The following is a 20,690-nucleotide window of genomic DNA, read 5'->3' on the forward strand; positions in this document are numbered from 1 at the left end:
TTTTTGAACTCCGTCCGATCATGCCTCGCTACACAAGGGGCGTTCTGTGCTGTAAAGGCCATGTATAAGCATGACTGAGCCAGATCGCGGCGGGTAGAGGATCGAAAAGCCTTTAATTATAACTTTTTCAAGCCCTGCTGCGAGAACTTGAAAGACCGAACAGATTTACTGCTCTTTGAGAAAGATTTCGTCTTGGCGACTGAGCTGCCCCGCCACTCGGGCGTGATCGATCAGTTCTGGTCGGTGCAAGGCCGTCAGGCGAAGGCTTTGCTCACGCCGCCAGCGCTCGATGTGGGCATGGTGCCCAGACATCAATTCAGGGGGTACGGCGTGGCCTTGCCAAACTTCGGGACGGGTGTAGTGCGGGCTGTCCAACAAACCATCCAACGCAGGGTTGAAACTGTCCAGTTGGTGGCTGCCTTCGTCGTTCAACACCCCCGGCTGCAAACGGGCCACCGCGTCCAGCAAAGCCATGGCGGCGATTTCACCGCCCGACAGCACAAAGTCGCCCAGGCTGATTTGCTGGTCGACATGTTGATCGATGAAGCGCTGGTCCACGCCTTCGTAGCGGCCGCACAGCAGCACAGCGCCCGCGCTGCCCGACCATTGCGCCACAGCCGTGTGGTTCAGCGTCCGCCCAATCGGTGAAAACAACACCAAGGGTGCAGGCACTTCCTCTTGACGCTCTGCGCGAATAGCGCTGAGGCACTTGAACAAGGGCTCGGCCAACATCACCATACCTGGGCCACCGCCAAACGAGCGGTCGTCCACACGGCGGTAATTGCCTTCGGCATGGTCGCGGGGATTCCACAAACTCACATCCACCAAGCCGCTTTCATACGCGCGACGTGTGATGCCGCTGGTCAGTAGCGGTGCAAACAACTCAGGGAACAGGGTGATGATGTCAAAGCGCATGGATGGCCCTCCACGGCCGAGGCAGCGATTCAGTAATCGGGCTGCCAGTCAACGGTGATGCGTTTACCAGGCAGGTCAACACCGTCCACAAACGCGCTGACAAAGGGAATCATGCGCTCAACGGTTTTACCGCCTTCGACTTCTGCAGCCGCCTCGATCACAAGCACCGTTTGTGGGCCCGTAGACATGAGGTCACGAACTTGTCCCAAGTCGAGACCCTCTCGGTTGACCACCTGCAAGCCCAGCAAGTCAACCCAGTAATACTCGCCATCGGCCGCTGCAGGAAAACTGGAGCGGGGGATAAAAATGCGTGCGCCTCGCAAAGACTCTGCGGCATTGCGGTCGTCCATGCCGTGAGCGCAGGCCACCACCGTATCGGAATGGTTTTTGACTTCTTTGACAGTGAGCAACAAGGGCTCGGTCCAAACAGCCTGAACTGCTGCAACTGCATCAGCCTCTGTTGGGCGTTTGGGTTTCATTGGCCGATCTGGCGGCAACAAAAACCATTGCTTGGAAGAAAAAAGCGCCTCGGGCGAGGCGCTGTGGGGCAAGACCTTGAACCAGCCTTTGATGCCCCAAGCATCGGTGATGCGCCCGATTTCGATGGCGTCGACCGGCAAAGCGGCAGTGTCCAAAGAAGGGCGCATGACCTTTGGGGGCCGATCAGGCTGCGGCTTTGCCGGCTTGACGGATCAGGCGTTCCACGGTGGGAGAAGCTTGGGCGCCAACGCTTTTCCAGTAGGTCAAACGGTCTTGTGCAATGCGCAAGCCCTCTTCGCCACCTTTGGCTGTGGGGTTGTAGAAACCGATGCGCTCGAGGAAGCGACCATCACGACGCACGCGCTTGTCGGCAACGACGATGTTGAAAAAAGGACGTGCTTTAGAGCCGCCGCGGTTCAGACGAATAACAACCATGATTTATCCTTGGGTGGTTGGGTCTCTCCGGAACAAATGCCGGGAAACCCGTTTTCTTTCAGCGTTTGAGACACGCAACTGGCCACCCGGCCAGTGACACACTGAAAAGCCCACCATTATACAACGGGAGCCTTGCCTTGCCTCTGATCCGACCCAGCCGCGACGAAGACGTCGCAGCCATCACTGCCATTTACCGCCACCACGTACTCACGGGCACCGGCACCTTCGAGATCGATCCACCCACCGAGACCGACATGGCCAGCCGCCGGGCCGATGTCCTTTCAAAGGGCTTGCCCTATCTCGTGGTCGAAGACCAAGGCCGCGTGGTGGGTTTTGCCTATTGCAACTGGTTCAAGCCCAGGCCAGCTTACCGTTTTTCTGCGGAAGATTCGATTTACATGGCCCCAGACGTTCACCGCAAAGGCATGGGCCGCGCCTTGCTGGCCGAGTTGTGCGCCAAAGCCGAACAAGCGGGGGTGCGCAAGTTCCTGGCTGTCATCGGCGATTCGGGCAATACGGGCTCGATTGGCGTCCACACATCACTGGGCTTTAGCCATCTAGGCTTGCTCAAATCCTGCGGTTGGAAGTTTGACCGCTGGCTCGATGTGGTGATGATGGAAAAGCCTTTGGGTGCCGGTGACAGCACCGCTCCGCAATAATCAGCGTCATGAAAAACAAAACAATTGCAACTTGGTTGACTTTTTGGACAGGCCCTTTGGGCCTGCACCGCTTTTACCTTTACGGGTTTTCAGACACGCTGGGCTGGTTGCTGCCCATCCCCACTGCACTGGGTTTTTATGGGCTGGAGCGTGTCCAACAGTTTGGCCAAGACGACACGCTCAGCTGGTTGCTGATCCCTTTGCTGGGATTCACCATCGCGGGCTGCGCCCTGAACGCCATTGTTTACGGCCTGAGTGCCATTGAAAAATGGAATGCCAAATTCAACCCCCAGAGCGAAGATCTCAACCCAGCAGGCCGCACCAATTGGGGCACGGTCATTGGCATTGCCAACGCTTTATTGCTGGGCACCACCGTGTTGATGGCCAGCTTGGTCTTCAGCTTCCAGCGCTACTTTGAGTACCAGATCGAAGCGGCCCGCTTGATCAGCCAGTAAAGCCTGCAACGGATCAGGCAAGGCCTGATGGATCCTCTGGCAAGCGTTCAATGCCCTGTCCCGCCACACGCATCAAGTCTTCAGGGTTGACGCGCTCTGGCCACACATCGGCCAGGGGAAAGAGGACAAATGCTCTGTCCCGCCAGCGCGGATGGGGCAAGTTCAGCCGCGGGCTTTGCACATGGGCTTCGCCATAAAAAAGCAAATCCAAATCCAAAGTGCGCGGGGCATTGACATAGGGACGCAAACGCCCCGCTTGATTCTCAATAGCCTGTAAAGCATCCAGCAAATCGGGGGCGGTCAAGCCCGTATCGATGCGGGCCACGGCATTGAAAAAATCCGGCCCCTGTGCCTCATGCGGCGCTGTCCGGTAAATCTTCGAGCGGGCCATGCGCTGGGTGCTGGACAACAGGGCCAAGGCATCAAAGGCGTGCAGCACCGTCTGCTGAGCATCGCCCAAATTGGCCCCAATGGCCACGTAAGCGGTCACGCTCTGGCGCGCTGACTCGGCCATGGGCTAGATTCAGGGCCGATTCAGGCCGCGCCGCCCGCGTCCACAGCCCCATCGCCACCCTCACCGGGTTTACGACGGCGGCGGCGGCGTTTTTTGGGCGCACCCGACTCAGCGTTTTCCGCATCTGAGGCAGACGGGTTTGCGTCAAGTGCTGCAGGCGCAGGCGCGCCCTCTGGGCGGGGTGCTCGGCGCACGCGCGGCTTGGCCGCTTGTGAAACCTGTTGCTCTGCCTTGGCGGCCTGTACCAAATCTTCGCGCTCTGCATCACTGGCCATGCTGAATTCTTGCCACCAATCAGCCAGGCGAATGTCCACCTCTTCGATGTCAGCACGCAGTCGCAAAAAGTCGAAGCCCGCACGAAAGCGTGGCTGCTCGACCAAGCCAAACGGCGTGCTGCCCACGCGCTTTTCAAAGCGCGGCTGCATCATCCAGATCTCACGCATGTCAGCCGCCAGTTTGCCGCGCCCGGACACATCGCCGATGCGCGCATCAAACACCTCGTCGATCGCGTCTTGCAGGGCCGGGTGAGCGTGCTCTTTGCGCGCCAAGCGCTTGGCCCAACCTTCGCGCACATCGGCCCACAACACACAGGCGAGCAAAAAGCTGGGCGCCACGGGCTTGCCTTCGCCCACGCGGCGATCGGTGTCGGCCAACGCCACTTGTACAAAAGCGCTGTCTGCGCGCTCCACCACGACATCAAGCAAAGGATAAATGCCCGTGGCCAAGCCCAAGTGCTTCAGCTGAGCAATGGACGCCAGAGAGTGCCCGGTTTGCAAGAGCTTGAGCATTTCATCAAACAAGCGGCTTTGCGGCACGTCGGCCAGCAAAGTGGCCGACTGCGTCAGGGGTTTGGCGGTTTTGGCCTCCAGCTTGAAACCCAGCGGGCTGAGCTTGGCGGCAAAACGCACGGCGCGGATGATGCGCACCGGGTCTTCGCGGTAACGCGCCACAGGGTCGCCAATCATGCGCAACACGCGCTTTTTGGAATCCTGAATGCCGCCGTGGTAGTCCACCACGATCTGAGATGCAGGGTCGTAATACAGGGCGTTGACGGTGAAATCACGCCGCGTCGCGTCTTCGTCTTGCGGACCCCAGACGTTGTCGCGCAGCACACGGCCCGAAGAATCGACCGCATGCTGCATGCCTTCGAGTTGGCGCTTGCTGGTGCGCTCATTGCCTTTGACTTGCTCAGCCGCCGCATTGTCTAAATGAGCGCGGAAAGTCGAGACCTCGATCACCTCATTGTCACGCCCACGGCCATACACCACATGCACGATGCGAAAGCGCCGACCGATGATGAACGCCCGGCGAAACAGCCCTTTGACCTGCTCAGGTGTGGCATCGGTCGCGACATCAAAATCTTTGGGGCGCAGGCCCAACAACAGGTCGCGCACCGCGCCGCCCACGATGTAGGCCTCAAACCCAGCTTGCTGCAAAGTGGAGGTCACATGAATGGCACGCTCGTCAACCAGGTTCGGGTCGATGCCGTGCACGGATGCCGGGACCTCTGTGCGTCGGCCAAAGTGGGGTTTGTTGCTTTTGGGGGTTTTGCCCATCAGCTTGTCGATGAATTGTTTGATCATTCTTGAAAAAGTTCGAGGATGCGCCAGCCACGGTCTGTGGCCAGTTGACGCAACCGAGCGTCAGGGTTCGTTGCCACCGGATGGTGGGCTTTTTCCAAAAGTGGCAAGTCATTCATGGAGTCGGTATAAAAAGTAACCTCCACGTCTGACCAGTCCAGACCTTGCTGGGCCAGCCACTGGGCCACCCGGGTCACTTTGCCGTCACGAAATGAGGGAGTGCCCCGGATCTCGCCCGTGATCCAGCCATTGACATCGCGCTCGAGGTCCACCGCAATCAACTCACTCACACCAAAGGCTTGGGCAATCGGGCGGGTGACAAATTCGTTGGTGGCGGTCACGATCATGACCGTATCACCTGCTTGCTGATGCGATCGTACCAGCGCCAGCGCCTCGGGCGTGATGCGGGGCCGGATCACTTCGTCCATGTAACGGGCGTGGGCGTGGGCGGATTCTGTGGCACCGCGTTCGCGAGCAGCGCGAGTGGCAAAGCGGACGTAATCGTGAATGTCCAGCGTTCCGGCCTGGTAATGTGCATAAAACTCGTCGTTTCGCTGACTGAACACAACCGGGTCGTTCCAGCCTAAATCGGTGGTGAACACCCCCCAGCTGTGGTCGGAGTCCAGAGGCAGCAAAGTGTGGTCCAGGTCAAACAGCGCGAGTTTCATTCGTTCTCCATCATGGAACGCACCAAGGGAATGGTCAGGGCACGTTGCGTTTGCAAAGCGTATTGGTCCAAGTGGTCAAGCAACTGCATCAAACTGCCCAAATCCCGTGAAAACCGGTTGAGCATATAAGACATGACTTCGTCGCTCAAAAACAAGCCTCGCGCGTCGGCTTCTTGGCGCAAAACGGATCGGCGTTGGGGTTCATCCAAGACTTGCAGGGCGTCAATATGACCCCAACCCAAGCGGCTGCGCAAATCGTCACGCAACTTCAAATCGGCGGGGGGCAAAGCACCCGCCGCCAAAACCCAGCGGGGGCTACCGATGCGAGGCGTCAGCGCATTCACGAACCAATTGAAAGCCGTGTGCTGCTGCTCTAAGTTGTACAGATGAACGTCGTCCATCAGCACGGCCGCCCAGTCGTCCTTGAACTCCGGCGGATCCATGGTGTGGGCATCCAGCCAGCCCACTTGGGCTCCCTGGTCTTTGAGGGCCTGGTGTACCGCATGCAACAAATGGGTTTTGCCCGAACCGCTTTCGCCCCACAAATAGGTTGGCACCGGCGATCGGCTGCTGGAGGCGGTCCACAAACGAAGATGGCTGAGCGCCGCTTCGTTTGGACCGGCAAAGAAATTGTCCAGCGTGGGACTGGAGGCCAAGCCGATGTCCAAAGCCAGTTGCTTCATGCCTGATCAGGCCCTTGCTCGGCCATGCCAGAACCACTTTTTTGGTACAAGTCGCTTTGCAGGTATTGGTGACGCACTCGGCGCAATGCCACCAACAAAACGGCGCTGGCGGGCAACGCAATCAACACACCCACAAAGCCCAGAACCTGGCCAAAAGCCATCAAAGCCAAAATGACGGAGAGTGGATGTAGGCCAATGCGCTCCCCCACCAAGCGGGGCGTGAGCACAAAACTTTCGATCAACTGCCCCAATCCGAAGACCACGGCCACCATGACCAACGCTTGCGCTGAAGCAAACTGCAACAAACCCGCCAACAGGGCCAACACCAAGCCCAAACCAAAACCCAAGTAAGGCACGAACACCGCCAAACCGGTGAACACCCCAATGGGCAAGGCCAAGTCCAAGCCAAACAGCTTGAGTCCGACCGAATAAAAGACCGCCAAAACCAGCATCACCAACATCTGTCCGCGCAAATACTCGCCCAGCACCTGGTCACATTCGTGCATGAAACCATCAAAACGCCCGCGCCACGATGGCGGCACCAATTCGAGCACGTTGTTGACCAAGCGCGTCCAGTCGTAAAGCATGTAAAAAAGGGCCACCGGCACCAACACCACATAACCGGCCACAGCCAAAGCCGCACTGCCGCCGAGCTTCAGGGAGGACATGAGCGGGGCCCACCAGTCCTCACGGTTGGCACTCAAATAAACCAGCAATTGGTTTTTGAGGTCTCGAAAATCCAGCGAGACAGTCAAGCCCAACTGCATCAGCAGTGGGTTGATGGCATCGCCCAAACGGTCTAGCAACAAAGGCAATTGCTGCTGAAGCAAAGGCCATTCACGCAGCAAAATCGGAACCAAGAGCAGCAAAATGCCCAGCAGCGCCAACAGCGCCAGCGCTTCAATGAGCACCACCGCGATGGCCCGAGGCAATCGGCCGCGGGCCAAGCCTTCCAGCTTGAGCACCAAGGGGTGAAGCACATAGGCCAAAACGGCGGCGATGACAAAAGGCGCTAACACGGGGGCCAGCAACCAAAAAACCAGCGCAGCAACCAAGGCCACGCCCAGCCATGCGGCCAATCGGGTCATTAAAAATGGCAAAGGTGCTTGCAAGTGAGGTTCGTCTTTGGCGTGGTTGGATTTCAAGCGGTCAGGGTCAACCCTTAAAATAGACTCAGATTTTAGTCTGCCAGCCCGTTTATTGGCCCCTCATTCTCCAATTACATGCCCCATGGGGGCCAAAACCATGAGTCAAACTCCACTTTCCTACAAAGACGCCGGCGTCGACATCGTCGCGGGCGATGCCCTGGTTGAGCGCATCAAACCTCTGGCCAAAAAAACCATGCGCGAAGGCGTGCTGGCCGGCATCGGCGGTTTTGGCGCACTTTTTGAAGTGCCCAAGCGCTACAAAGAACCCGTGTTGGTCAGCGGCACCGACGGCGTGGGCACCAAACTCAAGCTGGCATTTGAATGGAACATGCACGACACCGTGGGCATTGACCTGGTGGCCATGAGCGTGAACGACGTGTTGGTGCAAGGCGCTGAACCCTTGTTTTTCCTCGACTACTTTGCCTGCGGCAAGCTGGACGTGGACACGGCAGCGGCCGTGGTGGGCGGCATTGCCAAGGGCTGCGAGTTGTCAGGTTGTGCCCTGATCGGCGGCGAAACGGCGGAAATGCCCGGCATGTACCCCTCCGGTGAATACGACCTGGCCGGTTTTGCAGTCGGTGCGGTCGAAAAGTCCAAAATTCTCACGGGTCAAAACGTCAAGGCTGGCGACGTGGTGCTGGGCTTAGCCTCCAGCGGCGTGCACTCCAACGGTTTCAGTCTGGTGCGCAAGTGCATCGAGCGGGCAGGCAGCAACGCCCCAGCCACACTCGACGGCAAACCCTTCAAGCAAGCACTGATGGAGCCCACACGGCTTTACGTCTTGAACGTACTCGCAGCATTGGCCGCCCACCCCATCAAGGCGCTGGCCCACATCACCGGGGGCGGCTTGCTGGAAAACATTCCCCGCGTTTTACCCGAAGGCTTAGCGGCTCACCTGCAAAAAGGCAGCTGGCCACAAACCGAGTTGTTTGCTTGGCTACAGACCACTGCCGGCATTGACGACATCGAAATGAACCGCACCTTCAACAACGGCATTGGCATGGTGGTCGTTTTGGATGCAGCCGAAGCTGAGGGCTGCGCGGCCACTTTGCGCGCAGCCGGTGAGCAGGTCTTCACGATTGGCCGCATCGCGGCGCAAGGCGAAGGCGCTCAGGTGGTGGTCGCTTAAAAAAGCTCTTTTCACTCTTTGATGTCTAAGCCCGTCCACTCTGGACACCACCAGACCCCATTGGGCCCAGCAGTGGACATGGCATCAAAGGGCTGAAAGTTCGGTCACCCGATTTTTCAGCGCCAAAGTGTCGGGCGCTGAAGGTTCAGCTTCCAAATACACCCGCAAATCTTGCAGCGCTTCGTGCACATGCCCCAATTCGGCATGCACCAAACCCCGGTCACGCCTTTCGGCCCAAACCTCTGGCAACAAAACCACCAGACGGTCCAGAACCTGCAGCATGCGGGGCCAATCTTTCTGTGATCGGAAAATTTCTTTCAGGTTGCGCAGCATGCGGGCCAACACATCTCGTGCGGGGCTAGCTTGCAGGTACAAACCCAGTGGCGTCTCACCCTCATCCAAGTCGGCAGCTGCCGTCTGGTCTACGGGGTCGCGAAAAGGGCTCAACCTTTCCGATAAATTGTCCAAGCCCAAAGACTCACCCGTGAGCGGGTCCAACACCACCAGTCCATCTCGCAGGGTGACTTTGACCAAAAAATGACCCGGAAAAGAAATGCCCTGTGCGTGCAAACCCATGGCCTGCGCCAATTCCAGCCAAAGCACGGCCAAAGAAATCGGGATGCCCCTGCGTGTTCTCAGGACCTCATTCAAGTAACTGTTTTCGGGGGCGTAAAAGTCGTTGGCGTTGGCCCCAAAACCCAAATCTTGGTAAAAAACCTTGGTCAAAATGGCCAGCTGAGTCAGGTCGTCGGCATCCTCAGGCATACGCGACTGAACCCTGCGCAGCAAACGGGCCACATCGTCCAGAACGTGCTGCACATCCAAACTGGGTTCTTCGTCTTGTGCCAAGCTGGCAGCAGCTTCCAGCAACGGGAAATGTTCATCGCTTTGCACGAGACTGGCAAAGTAACTGAGCGGGGTGGGTGATGACAAATTCAACAGCATGTCTGTTCCGGATAGCCGTCAGCGTTTGAGAAAGGCTTTGAGCCGCAGTCCTGTGGCCCACAAAACGCCAAAGTAAAGCAAGGCAGAACAGAGCAAAACGCCCAACATCCAGCCGATGCGCAGCCAGGCCTCTTGTCGCATGGCCACCCAAGGCAAATGGTTCGCAGCGAACCACAGCAAGCCTGTCAACAAGCCCGTAGCCAAGAGCACCTGAAAGCCAAAGCGCCACCAACCGGGCTGCGGCTTGTAACTGCCCCGGCGCAGCAGGCCCACCAGCAGCCACAATGCATTGACCAGCGCGCCCAAGCCAATGGACAGTGCCAGCCCAGCATGTGCCAAATACGGCACCAACAGCACATTGAAAATTTGGGTGAGCACCAGCACCACCACCGCGATGCGCACCGGGGTGCGGATGTCCTGACTGGCGTAGTACCCTGGGGCCAGCACCTTGATGGCCACCAAGCCCAGCAAGCCCACACCGTAGCCCGTCAGGGCCAAAGTGGTTTGCTGCACATCACGGTCGGTAAAAGCACCATAGTGGTAGAGAACCGACACGAGCGGTTGCGAAAACACCAGCAAAGCCGCAGCACAAGGCAGCGCCAGCAGCAAGACCAGCCGCAGACCCCAGTCGAGCATGGCCGCGTAACGCTCGCTGTCGCCTGTGGCTTTGGCCGCTGCCAATTGCGGCATCAAGACAGCACCCAAAGCCACACCCAAAATGGCCGTCGGAAACTCCATCAAGCGGTCAGCGTAAGTCAACCAACTCACGCTGCCCGGCGCCAAATGCGAGGCAATCTGTGTGTTGATGAGCAAGGAAATTTGCGCCACACCGACACCCAGCAAGGCCGGACCCATCAAGCGCAGGATGTTCAAGGTGGCAGGGTTGGTCCAGGCCTTTTTGACGGCGGACGGACGCACGCCAATGCGGGGCAACAAGCCCAAGCGGGCCAAGGCCGGAATTTGCACCATCAACTGCAAAAAACCACCCAGCATCACGCCCACAGGCAGCGCATAAATGGCCTCGATCCCTTGGCGGCTGAGCCAGGGCGCCAACAGCCACGCAGCAGCAATCACACAAACATTGAGCAGCACGGGCGTGGCCGCAGGAACGGCAAAGCGCTTCCAGGTGTTCAAAATGCCGGCCGACAAGGCCACCATGGACATGAAGGCAATGTAGGGGAACATCCAGCGCGTCATGTTCGTGGCCGCGCCATAACCCCGGGCATCTTGTTGCAAGCCACTGGCCATAGCCCATACCAACCAAGGTGAGACCAACACCCCTAAAACCGATAGGGCCAAGACCGACCAAGCCAAGGCGGTGGCCACGCTGTCGATCACTTCTTTGGTGGCCTCTTCGCCGTGTTGGGCTCGGCTGGCGGCCAAAACCGGTACAAATGCTTGGCTGAAGGCGCCTTCTGCGAACAGCCGGCGAAACAAATTGGGGATTCGGAAAGCCACGTTGAAGGCATCGGTCAGGGCGCTGGCACCGAACATCGAGGCGATCAGCAACTCGCGCACCAAACCCGTCACCCGGGAGGCCAGGGTGAAAATCGATACAACAGAGGCAGATCGGAGAAGGCTCACAGTGGCCGAGTGTAGCGGCCCCCTGATCCGTCCAAAGCCTTATTCAATGGATGTTCACACCAGACCCTTGCACTTTGGGCGTGATGGGAGCGTCATCAAGCCGTTTGAGCTCTGCTAGAATGCTGGGTTCGCTGGACATCATCCTCAGACACTGAAAGAACTTATATATGGCATCCGCTAAACCTAAAAAGAAAAACCCCCGTCTTGCTTCCGGCCGTAAACGCGTCCGCCAAGACGTCAAAATCAACGCTGCGAACTCTTCGCTGCGCTCCAAATACCGCACTGCTGTGAAAAACGTCGAAAAAGCCGTTGCAGCAGGCGACAAGACCAAAGCCACAGAGTTGTTTGCCAAGATGCAAACCGTGGTGGACATCATTGCCGACAAGGGCATCTTCCACAAAAACAAGGCCGCTCGTGACAAGAGCCGCCTGAGCGCCAAAGTCAAGACTTTGGCCCTCGCCGCAGCCTGATCCGCTCCAACAGATCAACAGCCCGGCGAGGCTCAGTCCTCGCTGCCGTTTGAAACGGGTGCGCTGTCCGCGAAAACTGAACCGCCCAGGTGTAAACCTTGGCGGTTTTTTTATGCCTCATTGGCAACTTGAAGCGGGTGTTCGGCATTTGGCTAAGGCTGAGTTGGGGCCATCGCCGGGCTCCTCATGACTCGCTTCGCTCGTAGAAATCGTCACCCGGCAATGGCCCCAACTCAGCGCGGTTCATCAGGGCTTCTGTCCCCCCCCCCAGGAAATCGGAACCAACAAAAAACCGCCCAAAGGCGGTTGGTTGTGAGTCTTATTTTTTGGGCGGCAGATCGGGCAACAAACAGGCTTCAGCCACTTGCAAGCCATTGTCTCTGGCGAAATTCATGACAAAGTCCCATGCCATCACGTCGTAATCGCGCAGGTCATGGTGCACCACCACGCATTTGACGTTGCCCATGGTGGTGGGAATGCACCAAGGGGAATAGCTCAAGTGACTGCCCGGGACGGCGCCGCCGGGACGAAATTGGCTCATCACGCCTGCCAAGCGTTCAGCCCAGTCGCTGGGTCTGAATGTCTTTCCGTCCTCGGTGATGCCCTGGATGAAGACTTCTTTGGCAGTGTTGGAGACCATCGGATAGAAGGGGTGAAGTGGACACCAAAAGCACCGGGATCGCCACTGCTTTCGTTAGATAGGTATTGTATCTTATATAAGACTTCAGGCTTGTGACAGTCGACATCCAACAGCCACACAAAGCCTCTAAAATATTCCTCTAACGGCCCTCCACCATTGGGCCGATTTTTATTTCAGGAGTTCACGCATGACCGCTCACATTGAAGCCGCCTCACCGCACACCATGAACACCTATGGCCGACTGCCGATCGCACTCAGCCATGGTCAAGGTTGCCGAGTTTGGGACGTCAATGGCAAGGAGTACCTCGACGCATTGGCCGGTATTGCCGTGAACACGCTGGGCCACAACCACCCGGAATTCGCCCCCGCGCTGCAGGACCAGATCGGCAAGATCATCCACACCTGCAACTACTTCCATGTGCCCAACGCCGAAGTGCTGGCGGCCAAGCTGGTCGAGTTGTCGGGCATGACGAATGTGTTTTTTTGCAACTCGGGTCTGGAGGCCAACGAAGCGGCCATCAAACTGGCGCGGAAGTTCGGACACGACAAGGGCATCACGAACCCCAAGATCGTCGTCTACGAAAAAGCCTTCCACGGCCGCAGCATCGCCACACTCAGCGCCACGGCCAATGTGAAACTGCAGCAGGGCTTTGGTCCCATGCTCGAAGGATTCGTGCGTGTGCCCCTCAACGACATCGAGGCGCTGAAAAAAGCCACCGTCAACGACCCCGATGTGGTGGCCGTGTTCTTTGAAACCATCCAGGGCGAAGGCGGCATCAACCCGATGCGTGCCGATTACCTGCGCGAAGTGCGCGCCCTGTGCGACCAGCAAGACTGGCTCTTGATGATTGACGAAGTTCAGTGCGGCATTGGCCGCACTGGCAAATGGTTTGCCCACCAGTGGGCGGGCATCGTGCCCGATGTTATGCCGCTGGCCAAGGGCCTGGGTTCGGGCGTGCCGATTGGTGCTGTGGTAGCGGGCCCCAAGGCCGCCAACATCTTTCAGCCCGGCAACCACGGCACCACCTTTGGGGGAAACCCGCTGGCCATGCGTGCCGGTGTGGAAACCATCCGCATCATGGAAAAAGACGACCTGCTGGGCAACGCTGCACGCCTGGGTGCCCACTTCCACGACAAACTGACCGCTGCATTGAGCGGCCAAAAGGGCATCAAGGAAATCCGTGGCCAAGGCCTAATGATCGGCATCGAATTCGATCGGCCTTGCGGTGTCCTGCTCAAACAGGCCGCCGACGCGGGTCTGATCATCAACGTGACCGCCGACACCGTGGTGCGCCTCTTGCCTCCCCTGATCATGACCTCCGCCGAAGCGGACGAGGTGCTGAGCATCCTCTTGCCGCTGATCAAAGCGTTTTTGGCAGAACAAGCATGAGCGTTCAGTCCCCCGTGCCCGTGCGGCACTACCTGCAGTTCACCGACTTGAGCGCCGAAGAATACGCGCACGTATTCGCCCGTGCCGCCGAGATCAAGCGCAAGTTCAAGGCTTACGAAAAATACCACCCGCTGGCCGACCGCACGCTGGCCATGATCTTTGAAAAAGCCAGCACCCGCACCCGCGTGAGCTTTGAAGCGGGCATGTACCAACTCGGCGGCTCGGTGGTCCACCTGACCACGGGCGACAGCCAGCTGGGCCGCTCCGAGCCCATCGAAGACAGCGCCCGCGTGATCAGCCGCATGACCGACCTCGTCATGATCCGCACTTACGGTCAAGACAAAATCGTTCGCTTTGCCTCGCATTCGCGCGTGCCGGTCATCAACGGGCTGACCAACGAATACCACCCCTGCCAGATCCTGGCAGACATCTTCACCTACATCGAGCACCGGGGCTCCATTCAGGGGAAAACTGTGGCTTGGGTGGGCGACGGAAACAACATGGCCAACACCTGGCTGCAAGCGGCCGAATTGTTGGGCTTCACGCTCCACCTGAGCACGCCCAGCGGCTACGAAGTCGACCAGGCCGTGGCCGGTTTGCGCAGCGCTGACTGCTACAAAATTTTCAAAGACCCAGAAGACGCCTGCCGAGGCGCAGACCTGGTCACCACCGACGTGTGGACCAGCATGGGGTATGAGGCCGAGAACGAAGCACGCAAGAAAGCCTTTGCCGACTGGTGCGTAGACGAAGCCATGATGCAAGTCGCTAAGCCCGATGCCCTGTTCATGCACTGCCTGCCCGCCCACCGCGGCGAAGAAGTCAGCGCCGAAGTCATCGACGGCCCGCAATCGGTCGTCTGGGACGAAGCTGAAAACCGCCTGCATGTGCAAAAAGCACTCATGGAGTTTTTGCTCTTGGGCCGCATAAACTCTTAACAATTCCGCCTGACATGTCCGCCTGCACCACCTGCGGCGCTTGCTGCGTGAGCTTCCGGGTGGATTTTTCGGTCTTCGAATACGAAGAAGGCGGCGGCGATGTGCCCGCCGGGCTGGCCTCGCCCATCACCGAGCACACCTGCCGCATGCGCGGTACCGACCACAGCCCGCCGCGTTGCGCGGCGCTCTATGGAAAAACGGGCGAAAAAGCCATTTGTGGCATCTACGAATGGCGCCCCTCGCCCTGCCGCGAGTTTGAAGAAGGCAGCCCTGCTTGCGAGCAAGCGCGTCGCCGCCAAGGCCTGCCCGCACTGAACTCCTGAAGTCTTTTTGATGTGTGTTGGAAATAACCGACACCACGGTTTTTTGTGGGGTGCTACCTTCGCACACCATGAAAAAACTTTGGGATATTTCCCCGCCTGTTGATGCCCGCAGCCCGGTCTTTCCGGGCGACACACCTTACACCCAGCAATGGGCGTCCACACTGTCGGACACCTGCCCCGTTAACGTGAGCGCCATCACGATGTCGCCGCATGTGGGTGCACACGCCGATGCCCCGCTGCACTACGACCCGCAGGGTGCGGCCGTGGGCGCGCTCGACCTGCTGCCCTTTATGGGCCGCTGCCGCGTCATCCATGCGCTGGACGCAGGCCCACTGATAACCCTCGCACAATTGCAACACGCACTGGCCGATCTGCCCCCAAGGGTGCTGGTGCGCACTTACCGCCAGTTTCCGCTCACGCAGTTCGACACACAACTCACCGCCTTTCACCCCGCCACAGTGCAGCAATTGGCCGACCTGGGTGTGCTGCTGATCGGAACCGACAGCGCCAGCATCGACCCGGCCGAAAGCAAGCAGTTGCCCAGCCACCAAGTCATCCGCCAACGCGGCTTGCGTGTACTGGAAAACCTGCTGCTCGACGGCGTGCCCGAAGGCGACTACGAGCTGATCGCCCTGCCCCTCAAACTCATGACCGCCGACGCCAGCCCGGTGCGTGCGGTCTTGCGCGAACTTTAAAACCATTCAGGGACCAACCACCATGATGAACCTCACCCCCACCCTGCAAGACTGCCAACTATTGGATTTGCAAGACCCTTTGCGCGCTCTGCGCGAACAATTTGACCTGCCCGCTGGTGTCATCTACCTGGACGGCAACTCGCTGGGCGTGATGCCCAAAACCGCCCCGGCCCGCGTGGCCCATGCCGTCACGCACGAATGGGGCACCGACCTGATCAAAAGCTGGAACACCGCAGGCTGGTTCACCCTGCCCCAGCGCGTGGGCGACAAAATCGCCCGCATCATTGGCGCTCAGCCCGGCGAAGTGATAGCCGCCGACAGCACCTCCATCAACCTGTTCAAAGTGCTGGCTGCAGCGCTGCACATCGCCAAAGCCGACCACCCGCACAAAACCAAAATCGTCAGCGAGCGCAGCAACTTTCCCACTGACCTTTACATCGCAGAAGCCCTGTGCAAAGAGCGCGGCTTCACCTTGCAACTGGTCGAAGCCGACGAGATCGCGGCTGCGCTGCAAGCCGATGTGGCGGTGCTCATGCTCACCCATGTGAACTACCGCACCGGCGCCATGCACAACATGCAGGCCGTCACCGCACAGGCCCATGCGCAAGGCATCCTCACCGTTTGGGACTTGGCGCACAGCGCGGGCGCGGTGCCGGTCGACCTGAACGGCTCGGGGGCTGACTTTGCGGTGGGCTGCGGCTACAAATACCTCAATGGTGGCCCCGGCGCTTCGGCTTTTGTATGGGTGCACCCGCAGCACACCGACCGCTTTTGGCAACCGCTGGCCGGATGGTGGGGCCATGCCGCACCGTTTGCCTTCACGCCCGACTATCAGCCCGCCAAAGGCATCACCCGCTACCAATGCGGCACCCAACCCATCTTGAGCCTGACCGCGCTCGACTGCGGCCTGGACGCCTTTTTGGCTGCTGAGTCGCTGGGCGGCATGGCTGCGCTGCGCCAAAAGTCATTGGCGCTCACGGGTCTGTTCATGCAGCTGGTGCGCACGCGATTGCACGGACAAGGCTTTGGCATCGCCACACCGACCGAAGAAGCCCTGCGCGGCTCGCAAGTGAGCCTGACCCGCGCAGATGGCGCTTACGCCATCGTTCAGGCCTTGATCGCACGCGGCGTGATTGGCGACTTCAGGGCGGGCGATGGCGGCCTGCACGCCGACATCCTGCGCTTTGGCTTCACACCGCTGTATGTGGGCTATGCCGACGTGTGGCGGGCCGCCGAGCACCTGTGCCAAGTCATGCAAAGCGGCGAATGGCAAGACGCCCGCTTTGCGCAAAAAAACGCCGTGACCTGAAAGGCTGGTCATGAGTTCATGCCCTTTCTCCTCAGCCTCCGCCTCCAACACAAGCAGCGCCGCACCGGGCGATGCCACAGGCGAACGCATCGTGCACGATGAAAAAGCCCAGCTCGACTTTGACGGCCGCATGAGCTACGGCGACTACCTGCAGCTCGACGCCATCCTGAGTGCGCAAAAGCCGCTCTCGCCCGACCACAACGAAATGCTGTTCATCGTGCAGCACCAGACCAGCGAGTTGTGGATGAAGCTGATGCTGCACGAACTGCAGGCCGCCATGACGGGCATAGCGCAAGACCAATTGCCCGACGCCTTCAAAAAACTCGCCCGCATCAGCCGCATCATGGAGCAGCTGGTGCACGCCTGGGACGTGCTGGCCACCATGACGCCACCCGAGTACAGCGCCATCCGCCCTTACCTCGCGCAGTCCAGCGGTTTTCAAAGCTGGCAATACCGCTGCATCGAATTTGCGATGGGCAACAAAAATGCTGCCATGCTCCAGCCCCACGCCCACCGCCCCGACCTGTCGGCCATCGTTCAGGAGGCCTACGAAGCACCCTCGCTGTACGACGAATGCCTGCGCCTCTTGAAGCGCCGAGGTCTGGATGTGCCGAGCACCCACACCCAGCGCGACTGGCGTCAGCCCTACCCGGCCAGCGTGGCGGTGGAAAACGCTTGGCTCGAGGTTTACCGCGACCCCAAGCAACACTGGGACCTTTACCAACTGGGCGAAGAGCTGACCGACTTAGAAGACGCTTTTCGTTTGTGGCGCTTTCGGCACGTCACCACGGTAGAGCGTGTGATTGGCTTCAAGCGCGGCACCGGGGGCACTGGCGGCGTGAGCTATTTGCGCAAGATGCTGGACACCGTGCTTTTCCCCGAAATCTGGACACTGCGCACGCAGCTGTGATCTGCGTCACCCTTGACAGGCCCAAGGGTGACTCGAAAAAACCGCCCCTTGCACTAACATGACTGCTGCAATTACTGGAGAGACACCGTGCAACTGAACATCAACGGCCAAAGCCGCACCTCAACCGCCGACCCGAGCATGCCCTTGCTTTGGGTGCTGCGCGATGAATTGAACCTCACCGGCACCAAATTCGGCTGCGGCGTGGCCGCTTGTGGTGCCTGCACGGTGCACGTGGACGGTCAAGCCGTCCGCTCGTGCGTGATGCCCGTGTCTGCTGTTGCATCTCAAAAAATCAAAACCATCGAGTCCTTGGGCACGGCAGAAAAGCCTCACCCACTCCAAGCGGCCTGGATCGCCGAGCAAGTACCCCAATGCGGCTACTGCCAAAGCGGCATGCTGATGGCTGCCGCCGCCCTGCTGGACAAAAACCCCAACCCCTCAGACGCCGACATTGACGCCGCCATCACCAATTTGTGCCGCTGCGGCACTTACCAGCGCGTGCGCGCCGCCATCCACCGGGCTGCTGCACAAATGAAGAAAGGCGGTGCCGCATGAAACGCCGTACCTGGTTACTCAGCGCACTTGGCGCGACCGGCGCACTCGTCGTCGGCTGGGGTGTGATGCCCGCCCGCTCACGTTTGGGCGCACCCGAACTCATGCTCAAAACCCAAGGTGATGTGGCCCTGAACGGCTGGATCAAGATCGCCGCCGACGGCGCTGTGGTGCTGGCCATGCCCCGCAGCGAAATGGGTCAGGGCATACACACGGCTCTCGCCATGTTGGTGGCCGAAGAACTCGATGTGCCGCTCAGCCGTGTGCGCTTGGAGCAAGCCGGTGGTGACAGCATTTATGGCAACGTGGCCATGCTAGTGGCCAGCCTGCCGTTTCACCCGCTGGACAGCGAAGGCGAGCACAAACCCACACAAATCAAGATGGGCGAATGGCTGGTGGGCAAAGTCGCCCGCGAACTGGGCCTCAACGCCACCGGCGGTTCGTCCTCGATTGCCGACCTGTGGGACCCATTGCGCATGGCCGCTGCCACGGCGCGCGCGAGTTTGATACAAGCCGCTGCGGCCGCATGGAAAGTGCCCGCCACCGAAATCAAGGTGGTCCAAGGTGTGATGCAACACGCCTCAGGCCAATCGGCTCATTACGGCCAAATGGTCGCTACCGCTTCGGGCAGCACGCCCTCAGGCATACAAACCAAATCGCGCGAAAAGTGGCAGCTCATCGGTCAAGCCGCGCCACGCACCGACATCCCGTCTAAAGTCACAGGTCAAGCCCAGTTTGGTGCCGACGTGCGCCTGCCAGGCATGCTGTTTGCCGCCGTGCAGATGTGCCCCATGATCGGCGGCTCTGCCGCATCGATGGACACGAAAGACGCACTGGCCCTGAAGGGCGTGTCCAAAGTCGTACCACTCGATGCCTGGGGCGGCGGCACTGCGGGCTTGGCTGTGGTCGGTCAAACCACATGGCACGCACGACAAGGTGTAAAAGCCATCAAGGTACAGTGGCAGCCCCCTGCCACGGGCGCATTGGAGAGCCAGCGCATCCAGGCCGACCTGCTCAAGACCCTGAACACCGAAAGCGGCTTCACCTTCCACAAACAAGGCGTGCCCGACCAGGCCGAAAAAGCCGCCGCCACCCGCATCGATGCGCTGTACCAAGCGCCCTATCTGGCTCACGCCACGATGGAGCCGATGAACTGCACGGCGCAAGTCAGAGATGGCAAGGTCGAGATCTGGGTGCCCACACAAGTACCGCAAATGGTGCGCGACATGGCCGCCAAAGTGGCCAAGGTCGACAAGGACCAAGTCACCGTTCACGTCACCCAATTGGGTGGTGGTTTCGGTCGTCGCCTGGAAGTGGACTTTGTCGGCCAAGCCGTTCAAGTGGCCATGGCTTGCGATGGCAAACCGGTGCAACTGAGCTGGTCGCGCGAAGAAGATATGGGGCACGACTTTTACCGCCCCATGCACTTGGCCAAATTGCAAGCTTCGCTCGACGAGAAAGGCGAAGTCACCAGCTTGCGCATCAAATCAGCGGGCGATGCCATCACCCCACGCTGGATGGCTCGAGCCGTGCCCATGCTCTCCGGTCCCATCGACATGCCAGACAAAACCACAGCGGAAGGCCTGTTCGATTTGCCCTACGGTTTTGCCAGCCAGCACATGAGCCATGTGGCCACGAAGTCCGGTGTACCCGTTGGCTTTTGGCGCTCGGTGGGCCATTCGCACAACGCCTTTTTCTCGGAAAGCTTCATCGACGAACTGGCCGCCGCCACAAAACAAGACCCGCTGGCCTTCCGCCTGAACTGGCTGAAAGCCGCGCCGCGTTACGCCGCTGTGCTCAAACTGGCAGCCGACAAAGCGGCTTGGAGCACGCCGCTGCCCGCAGGCCGTGCGCGTGGCATCGCGCTGCACGAATCGTTTGGCTCCATCGTGGCGCAAGTGGCCGAAGTGTCCCTTGCCAACGGCCAGATCCGTGTGCACCGCGTGGTCTGCGCCATCGACTGCGGCACTGTGGTCAACCCCGGCACCGTGGCGCAGCAAATGGAAAGCAGTGTGGTTTACGGTTTGAGCGCTGCGCTTTACGGCCGCATTGACATCGTGGGAGGCGTGGTGCAACAAGGCAACTTCCCCAGTTACCCCATGGTCTCGCTCAGCCAGACCCCGGTGGTGGAAACTCACATCCTCCCCAGCACCCGCCACCCCGCAGGTGTGGGCGAACCGGCTGTGCCGCCGATCGCCCCTGCGGTGGGCAATGCGCTGTTCGCCCTGACAGGCAAGCGGCAAAGGGCTTTGCCTTTGGTGGTTTGAGCTC

General features: G+C 59.5%; 23 protein-coding genes. 12 read left to right on the forward strand and 11 right to left on the reverse strand.

Translation table 11 applies throughout. From position 1 onward, the window contains the following. Positions 1-165: 165 nt before the first annotated feature. From trmD to rpsP, 3 genes are read right to left on the reverse strand one after another with little or no spacing between them, the layout of a single operon-like run. A complete protein-coding gene (trmD, locus tag B9Z40_RS02895; protein ID WP_100171803.1) occupies positions 166-915 on the reverse strand; it encodes a tRNA (guanosine(37)-N1)-methyltransferase TrmD in 750 nt (249 codons plus the stop codon). 29 nt (positions 916-944) lie between these two features. Then, positions 945-1,562, reverse strand: coding sequence for a ribosome maturation factor RimM (rimM, locus tag B9Z40_RS02900; RefSeq protein ID WP_100171804.1), 618 nt, complete (start codon positions 1,560-1,562; stop codon positions 945-947). Between the two features lie 16 nt (positions 1,563-1,578). After that, entirely contained in the window at positions 1,579-1,830 is a 252-nt protein-coding gene (gene rpsP / locus B9Z40_RS02905) for a 30S ribosomal protein S16 (RefSeq protein WP_019430383.1), read from the reverse strand. A gap of 137 nt (positions 1,831-1,967) precedes the next feature. Here rpsP and B9Z40_RS02910 point away from each other — a divergent pair, with 137 nt between their 5' ends. Together B9Z40_RS02910 and B9Z40_RS02915 are read left to right on the forward strand one after the other, a co-directional pair. Continuing rightward, a complete protein-coding gene (locus B9Z40_RS02910; protein ID WP_100171805.1) occupies positions 1,968-2,489 on the forward strand; it encodes a GNAT family N-acetyltransferase in 522 nt (173 codons plus the stop codon). Between the two features lie 8 nt (positions 2,490-2,497). Continuing rightward, the gene (locus tag B9Z40_RS02915) at positions 2,498-2,944 is read left to right on the forward strand and encodes a hypothetical protein (protein WP_100171806.1); all 447 of its coding nucleotides are present in this window, start codon (positions 2,498-2,500) and stop codon (positions 2,942-2,944) included. Between the two features lie 13 nt (positions 2,945-2,957). Here the strand turns inward: B9Z40_RS02915 and folK are convergent, their stop codons facing one another. From folK to B9Z40_RS02940, 5 genes are read right to left on the reverse strand one after another with little or no spacing between them, the layout of a single operon-like run. Further along, positions 2,958-3,458, reverse strand: a complete 501-nt coding sequence (gene folK, locus B9Z40_RS02920) for a 2-amino-4-hydroxy-6-hydroxymethyldihydropteridine diphosphokinase (RefSeq protein WP_100171807.1) — start codon at positions 3,456-3,458, stop codon at positions 2,958-2,960. A gap of 20 nt (positions 3,459-3,478) precedes the next feature. Further along, complete coding sequence (gene pcnB, locus B9Z40_RS02925; protein WP_100171808.1) at positions 3,479-5,041, reverse strand: polynucleotide adenylyltransferase PcnB; 1,563 nt, start codon at positions 5,039-5,041, stop codon at positions 3,479-3,481. Next, the gene (locus B9Z40_RS02930) at positions 5,038-5,706 is read right to left on the reverse strand and encodes an HAD family phosphatase (protein ID WP_100171809.1); all 669 of its coding nucleotides are present in this window, start codon (positions 5,704-5,706) and stop codon (positions 5,038-5,040) included. Before B9Z40_RS02930 ends, pcnB begins: the two co-directional genes overlap by 4 nt. Continuing rightward, positions 5,703-6,389, reverse strand: a complete 687-nt coding sequence (gene hda, locus B9Z40_RS02935; RefSeq protein ID WP_100171810.1) for a DnaA regulatory inactivator Hda — start codon at positions 6,387-6,389, stop codon at positions 5,703-5,705. Before hda ends, B9Z40_RS02930 begins: the two co-directional genes overlap by 4 nt. Further along, a complete protein-coding gene (locus B9Z40_RS02940; RefSeq protein ID WP_100172882.1) occupies positions 6,386-7,477 on the reverse strand; it encodes an AI-2E family transporter in 1,092 nt (363 codons plus the stop codon). Before B9Z40_RS02940 ends, hda begins: the two co-directional genes overlap by 4 nt. Positions 7,478-7,634: 157 nt before the next feature. On the opposite strand from B9Z40_RS02940, the gene purM reads away from it, so the two are divergent. Beyond that, the gene (gene purM / locus B9Z40_RS02945; protein WP_100172883.1) at positions 7,635-8,666 is read left to right on the forward strand and encodes a phosphoribosylformylglycinamidine cyclo-ligase; all 1,032 of its coding nucleotides are present in this window, start codon (positions 7,635-7,637) and stop codon (positions 8,664-8,666) included. An 84-nt stretch (positions 8,667-8,750) separates the two neighbouring features. On the opposite strand, the gene B9Z40_RS02950 is transcribed toward purM, so the two are convergent. Together B9Z40_RS02950 and murJ are read right to left on the reverse strand one after the other, a co-directional pair. After that, positions 8,751-9,611 carry a SirB1 family protein gene (locus tag B9Z40_RS02950; protein WP_100171811.1) on the reverse strand — a complete coding sequence of 287 codons (861 nt, stop codon included), beginning with the start codon at positions 9,609-9,611 and terminating at the stop codon, positions 8,751-8,753. 18 nt (positions 9,612-9,629) lie between these two features. Then, a complete protein-coding gene (gene murJ / locus B9Z40_RS02955) occupies positions 9,630-11,195 on the reverse strand; it encodes a murein biosynthesis integral membrane protein MurJ (protein ID WP_100171812.1) in 1,566 nt (521 codons plus the stop codon). 167 nt (positions 11,196-11,362) lie between these two features. Between murJ and rpsT the strand changes: the two genes are divergently transcribed. After that, complete coding sequence (gene rpsT, locus B9Z40_RS02960; protein WP_019430397.1) at positions 11,363-11,665, forward strand: 30S ribosomal protein S20; 303 nt, start codon at positions 11,363-11,365, stop codon at positions 11,663-11,665. A 319-nt stretch (positions 11,666-11,984) separates the two neighbouring features. Here the strand turns inward: rpsT and B9Z40_RS02965 are convergent, their stop codons facing one another. Beyond that, entirely contained in the window at positions 11,985-12,305 is a 321-nt protein-coding gene (locus B9Z40_RS02965) for a DUF3579 domain-containing protein (RefSeq protein ID WP_100171813.1), read from the reverse strand. Between the two features lie 187 nt (positions 12,306-12,492). On the opposite strand from B9Z40_RS02965, the gene B9Z40_RS02970 reads away from it, so the two are divergent. The 8 genes from B9Z40_RS02970 to B9Z40_RS03005 all read left to right on the forward strand — a co-directional run bounded on the left by B9Z40_RS02970 (position 12,493) and on the right by B9Z40_RS03005 (position 20,686). Continuing rightward, positions 12,493-13,695 (forward strand): aspartate aminotransferase family protein, encoded by a 1,203-nt coding sequence (locus B9Z40_RS02970; protein ID WP_100171814.1) that lies wholly within the window; start codon positions 12,493-12,495, stop codon positions 13,693-13,695. Next, positions 13,692-14,630 (forward strand): ornithine carbamoyltransferase, encoded by a 939-nt coding sequence (argF, locus tag B9Z40_RS02975; RefSeq protein ID WP_100171815.1) that lies wholly within the window; start codon positions 13,692-13,694, stop codon positions 14,628-14,630. The genes B9Z40_RS02970 and argF overlap by 4 nt, the downstream gene beginning before the upstream one ends. 14 nt (positions 14,631-14,644) lie before the next feature. Beyond that, positions 14,645-14,953 carry a YkgJ family cysteine cluster protein gene (locus tag B9Z40_RS02980; protein ID WP_100171816.1) on the forward strand — a complete coding sequence of 103 codons (309 nt, stop codon included), beginning with the start codon at positions 14,645-14,647 and terminating at the stop codon, positions 14,951-14,953. Between the two features lie 68 nt (positions 14,954-15,021). Next, a complete protein-coding gene (kynB, locus tag B9Z40_RS02985; protein ID WP_100171817.1) occupies positions 15,022-15,648 on the forward strand; it encodes an arylformamidase in 627 nt (208 codons plus the stop codon). A gap of 22 nt (positions 15,649-15,670) precedes the next feature. Then, positions 15,671-16,957, forward strand: a complete 1,287-nt coding sequence (gene kynU / locus B9Z40_RS02990) for a kynureninase (protein ID WP_199172478.1) — start codon at positions 15,671-15,673, stop codon at positions 16,955-16,957. A 10-nt stretch (positions 16,958-16,967) separates the two neighbouring features. Beyond that, entirely contained in the window at positions 16,968-17,867 is a 900-nt protein-coding gene (kynA, locus tag B9Z40_RS02995) for a tryptophan 2,3-dioxygenase (protein ID WP_100171818.1), read from the forward strand. Between the two features lie 87 nt (positions 17,868-17,954). Further along, positions 17,955-18,422 carry a (2Fe-2S)-binding protein gene (locus B9Z40_RS03000; protein WP_100171819.1) on the forward strand — a complete coding sequence of 156 codons (468 nt, stop codon included), beginning with the start codon at positions 17,955-17,957 and terminating at the stop codon, positions 18,420-18,422. Further along, positions 18,419-20,686 (forward strand): xanthine dehydrogenase family protein molybdopterin-binding subunit, encoded by a 2,268-nt coding sequence (locus tag B9Z40_RS03005; RefSeq protein ID WP_100171820.1) that lies wholly within the window; start codon positions 18,419-18,421, stop codon positions 20,684-20,686. Before B9Z40_RS03000 ends, B9Z40_RS03005 begins: the two co-directional genes overlap by 4 nt. Positions 20,687-20,690 lie beyond the last annotated feature (4 nt).

Origin of the sequence: Limnohabitans sp. 15K, from assembly GCF_002778285.1 — a bacterium.
In the GTDB taxonomy this organism is placed as follows: domain Bacteria; phylum Pseudomonadota; class Gammaproteobacteria; order Burkholderiales; family Burkholderiaceae_C; genus Limnohabitans_A.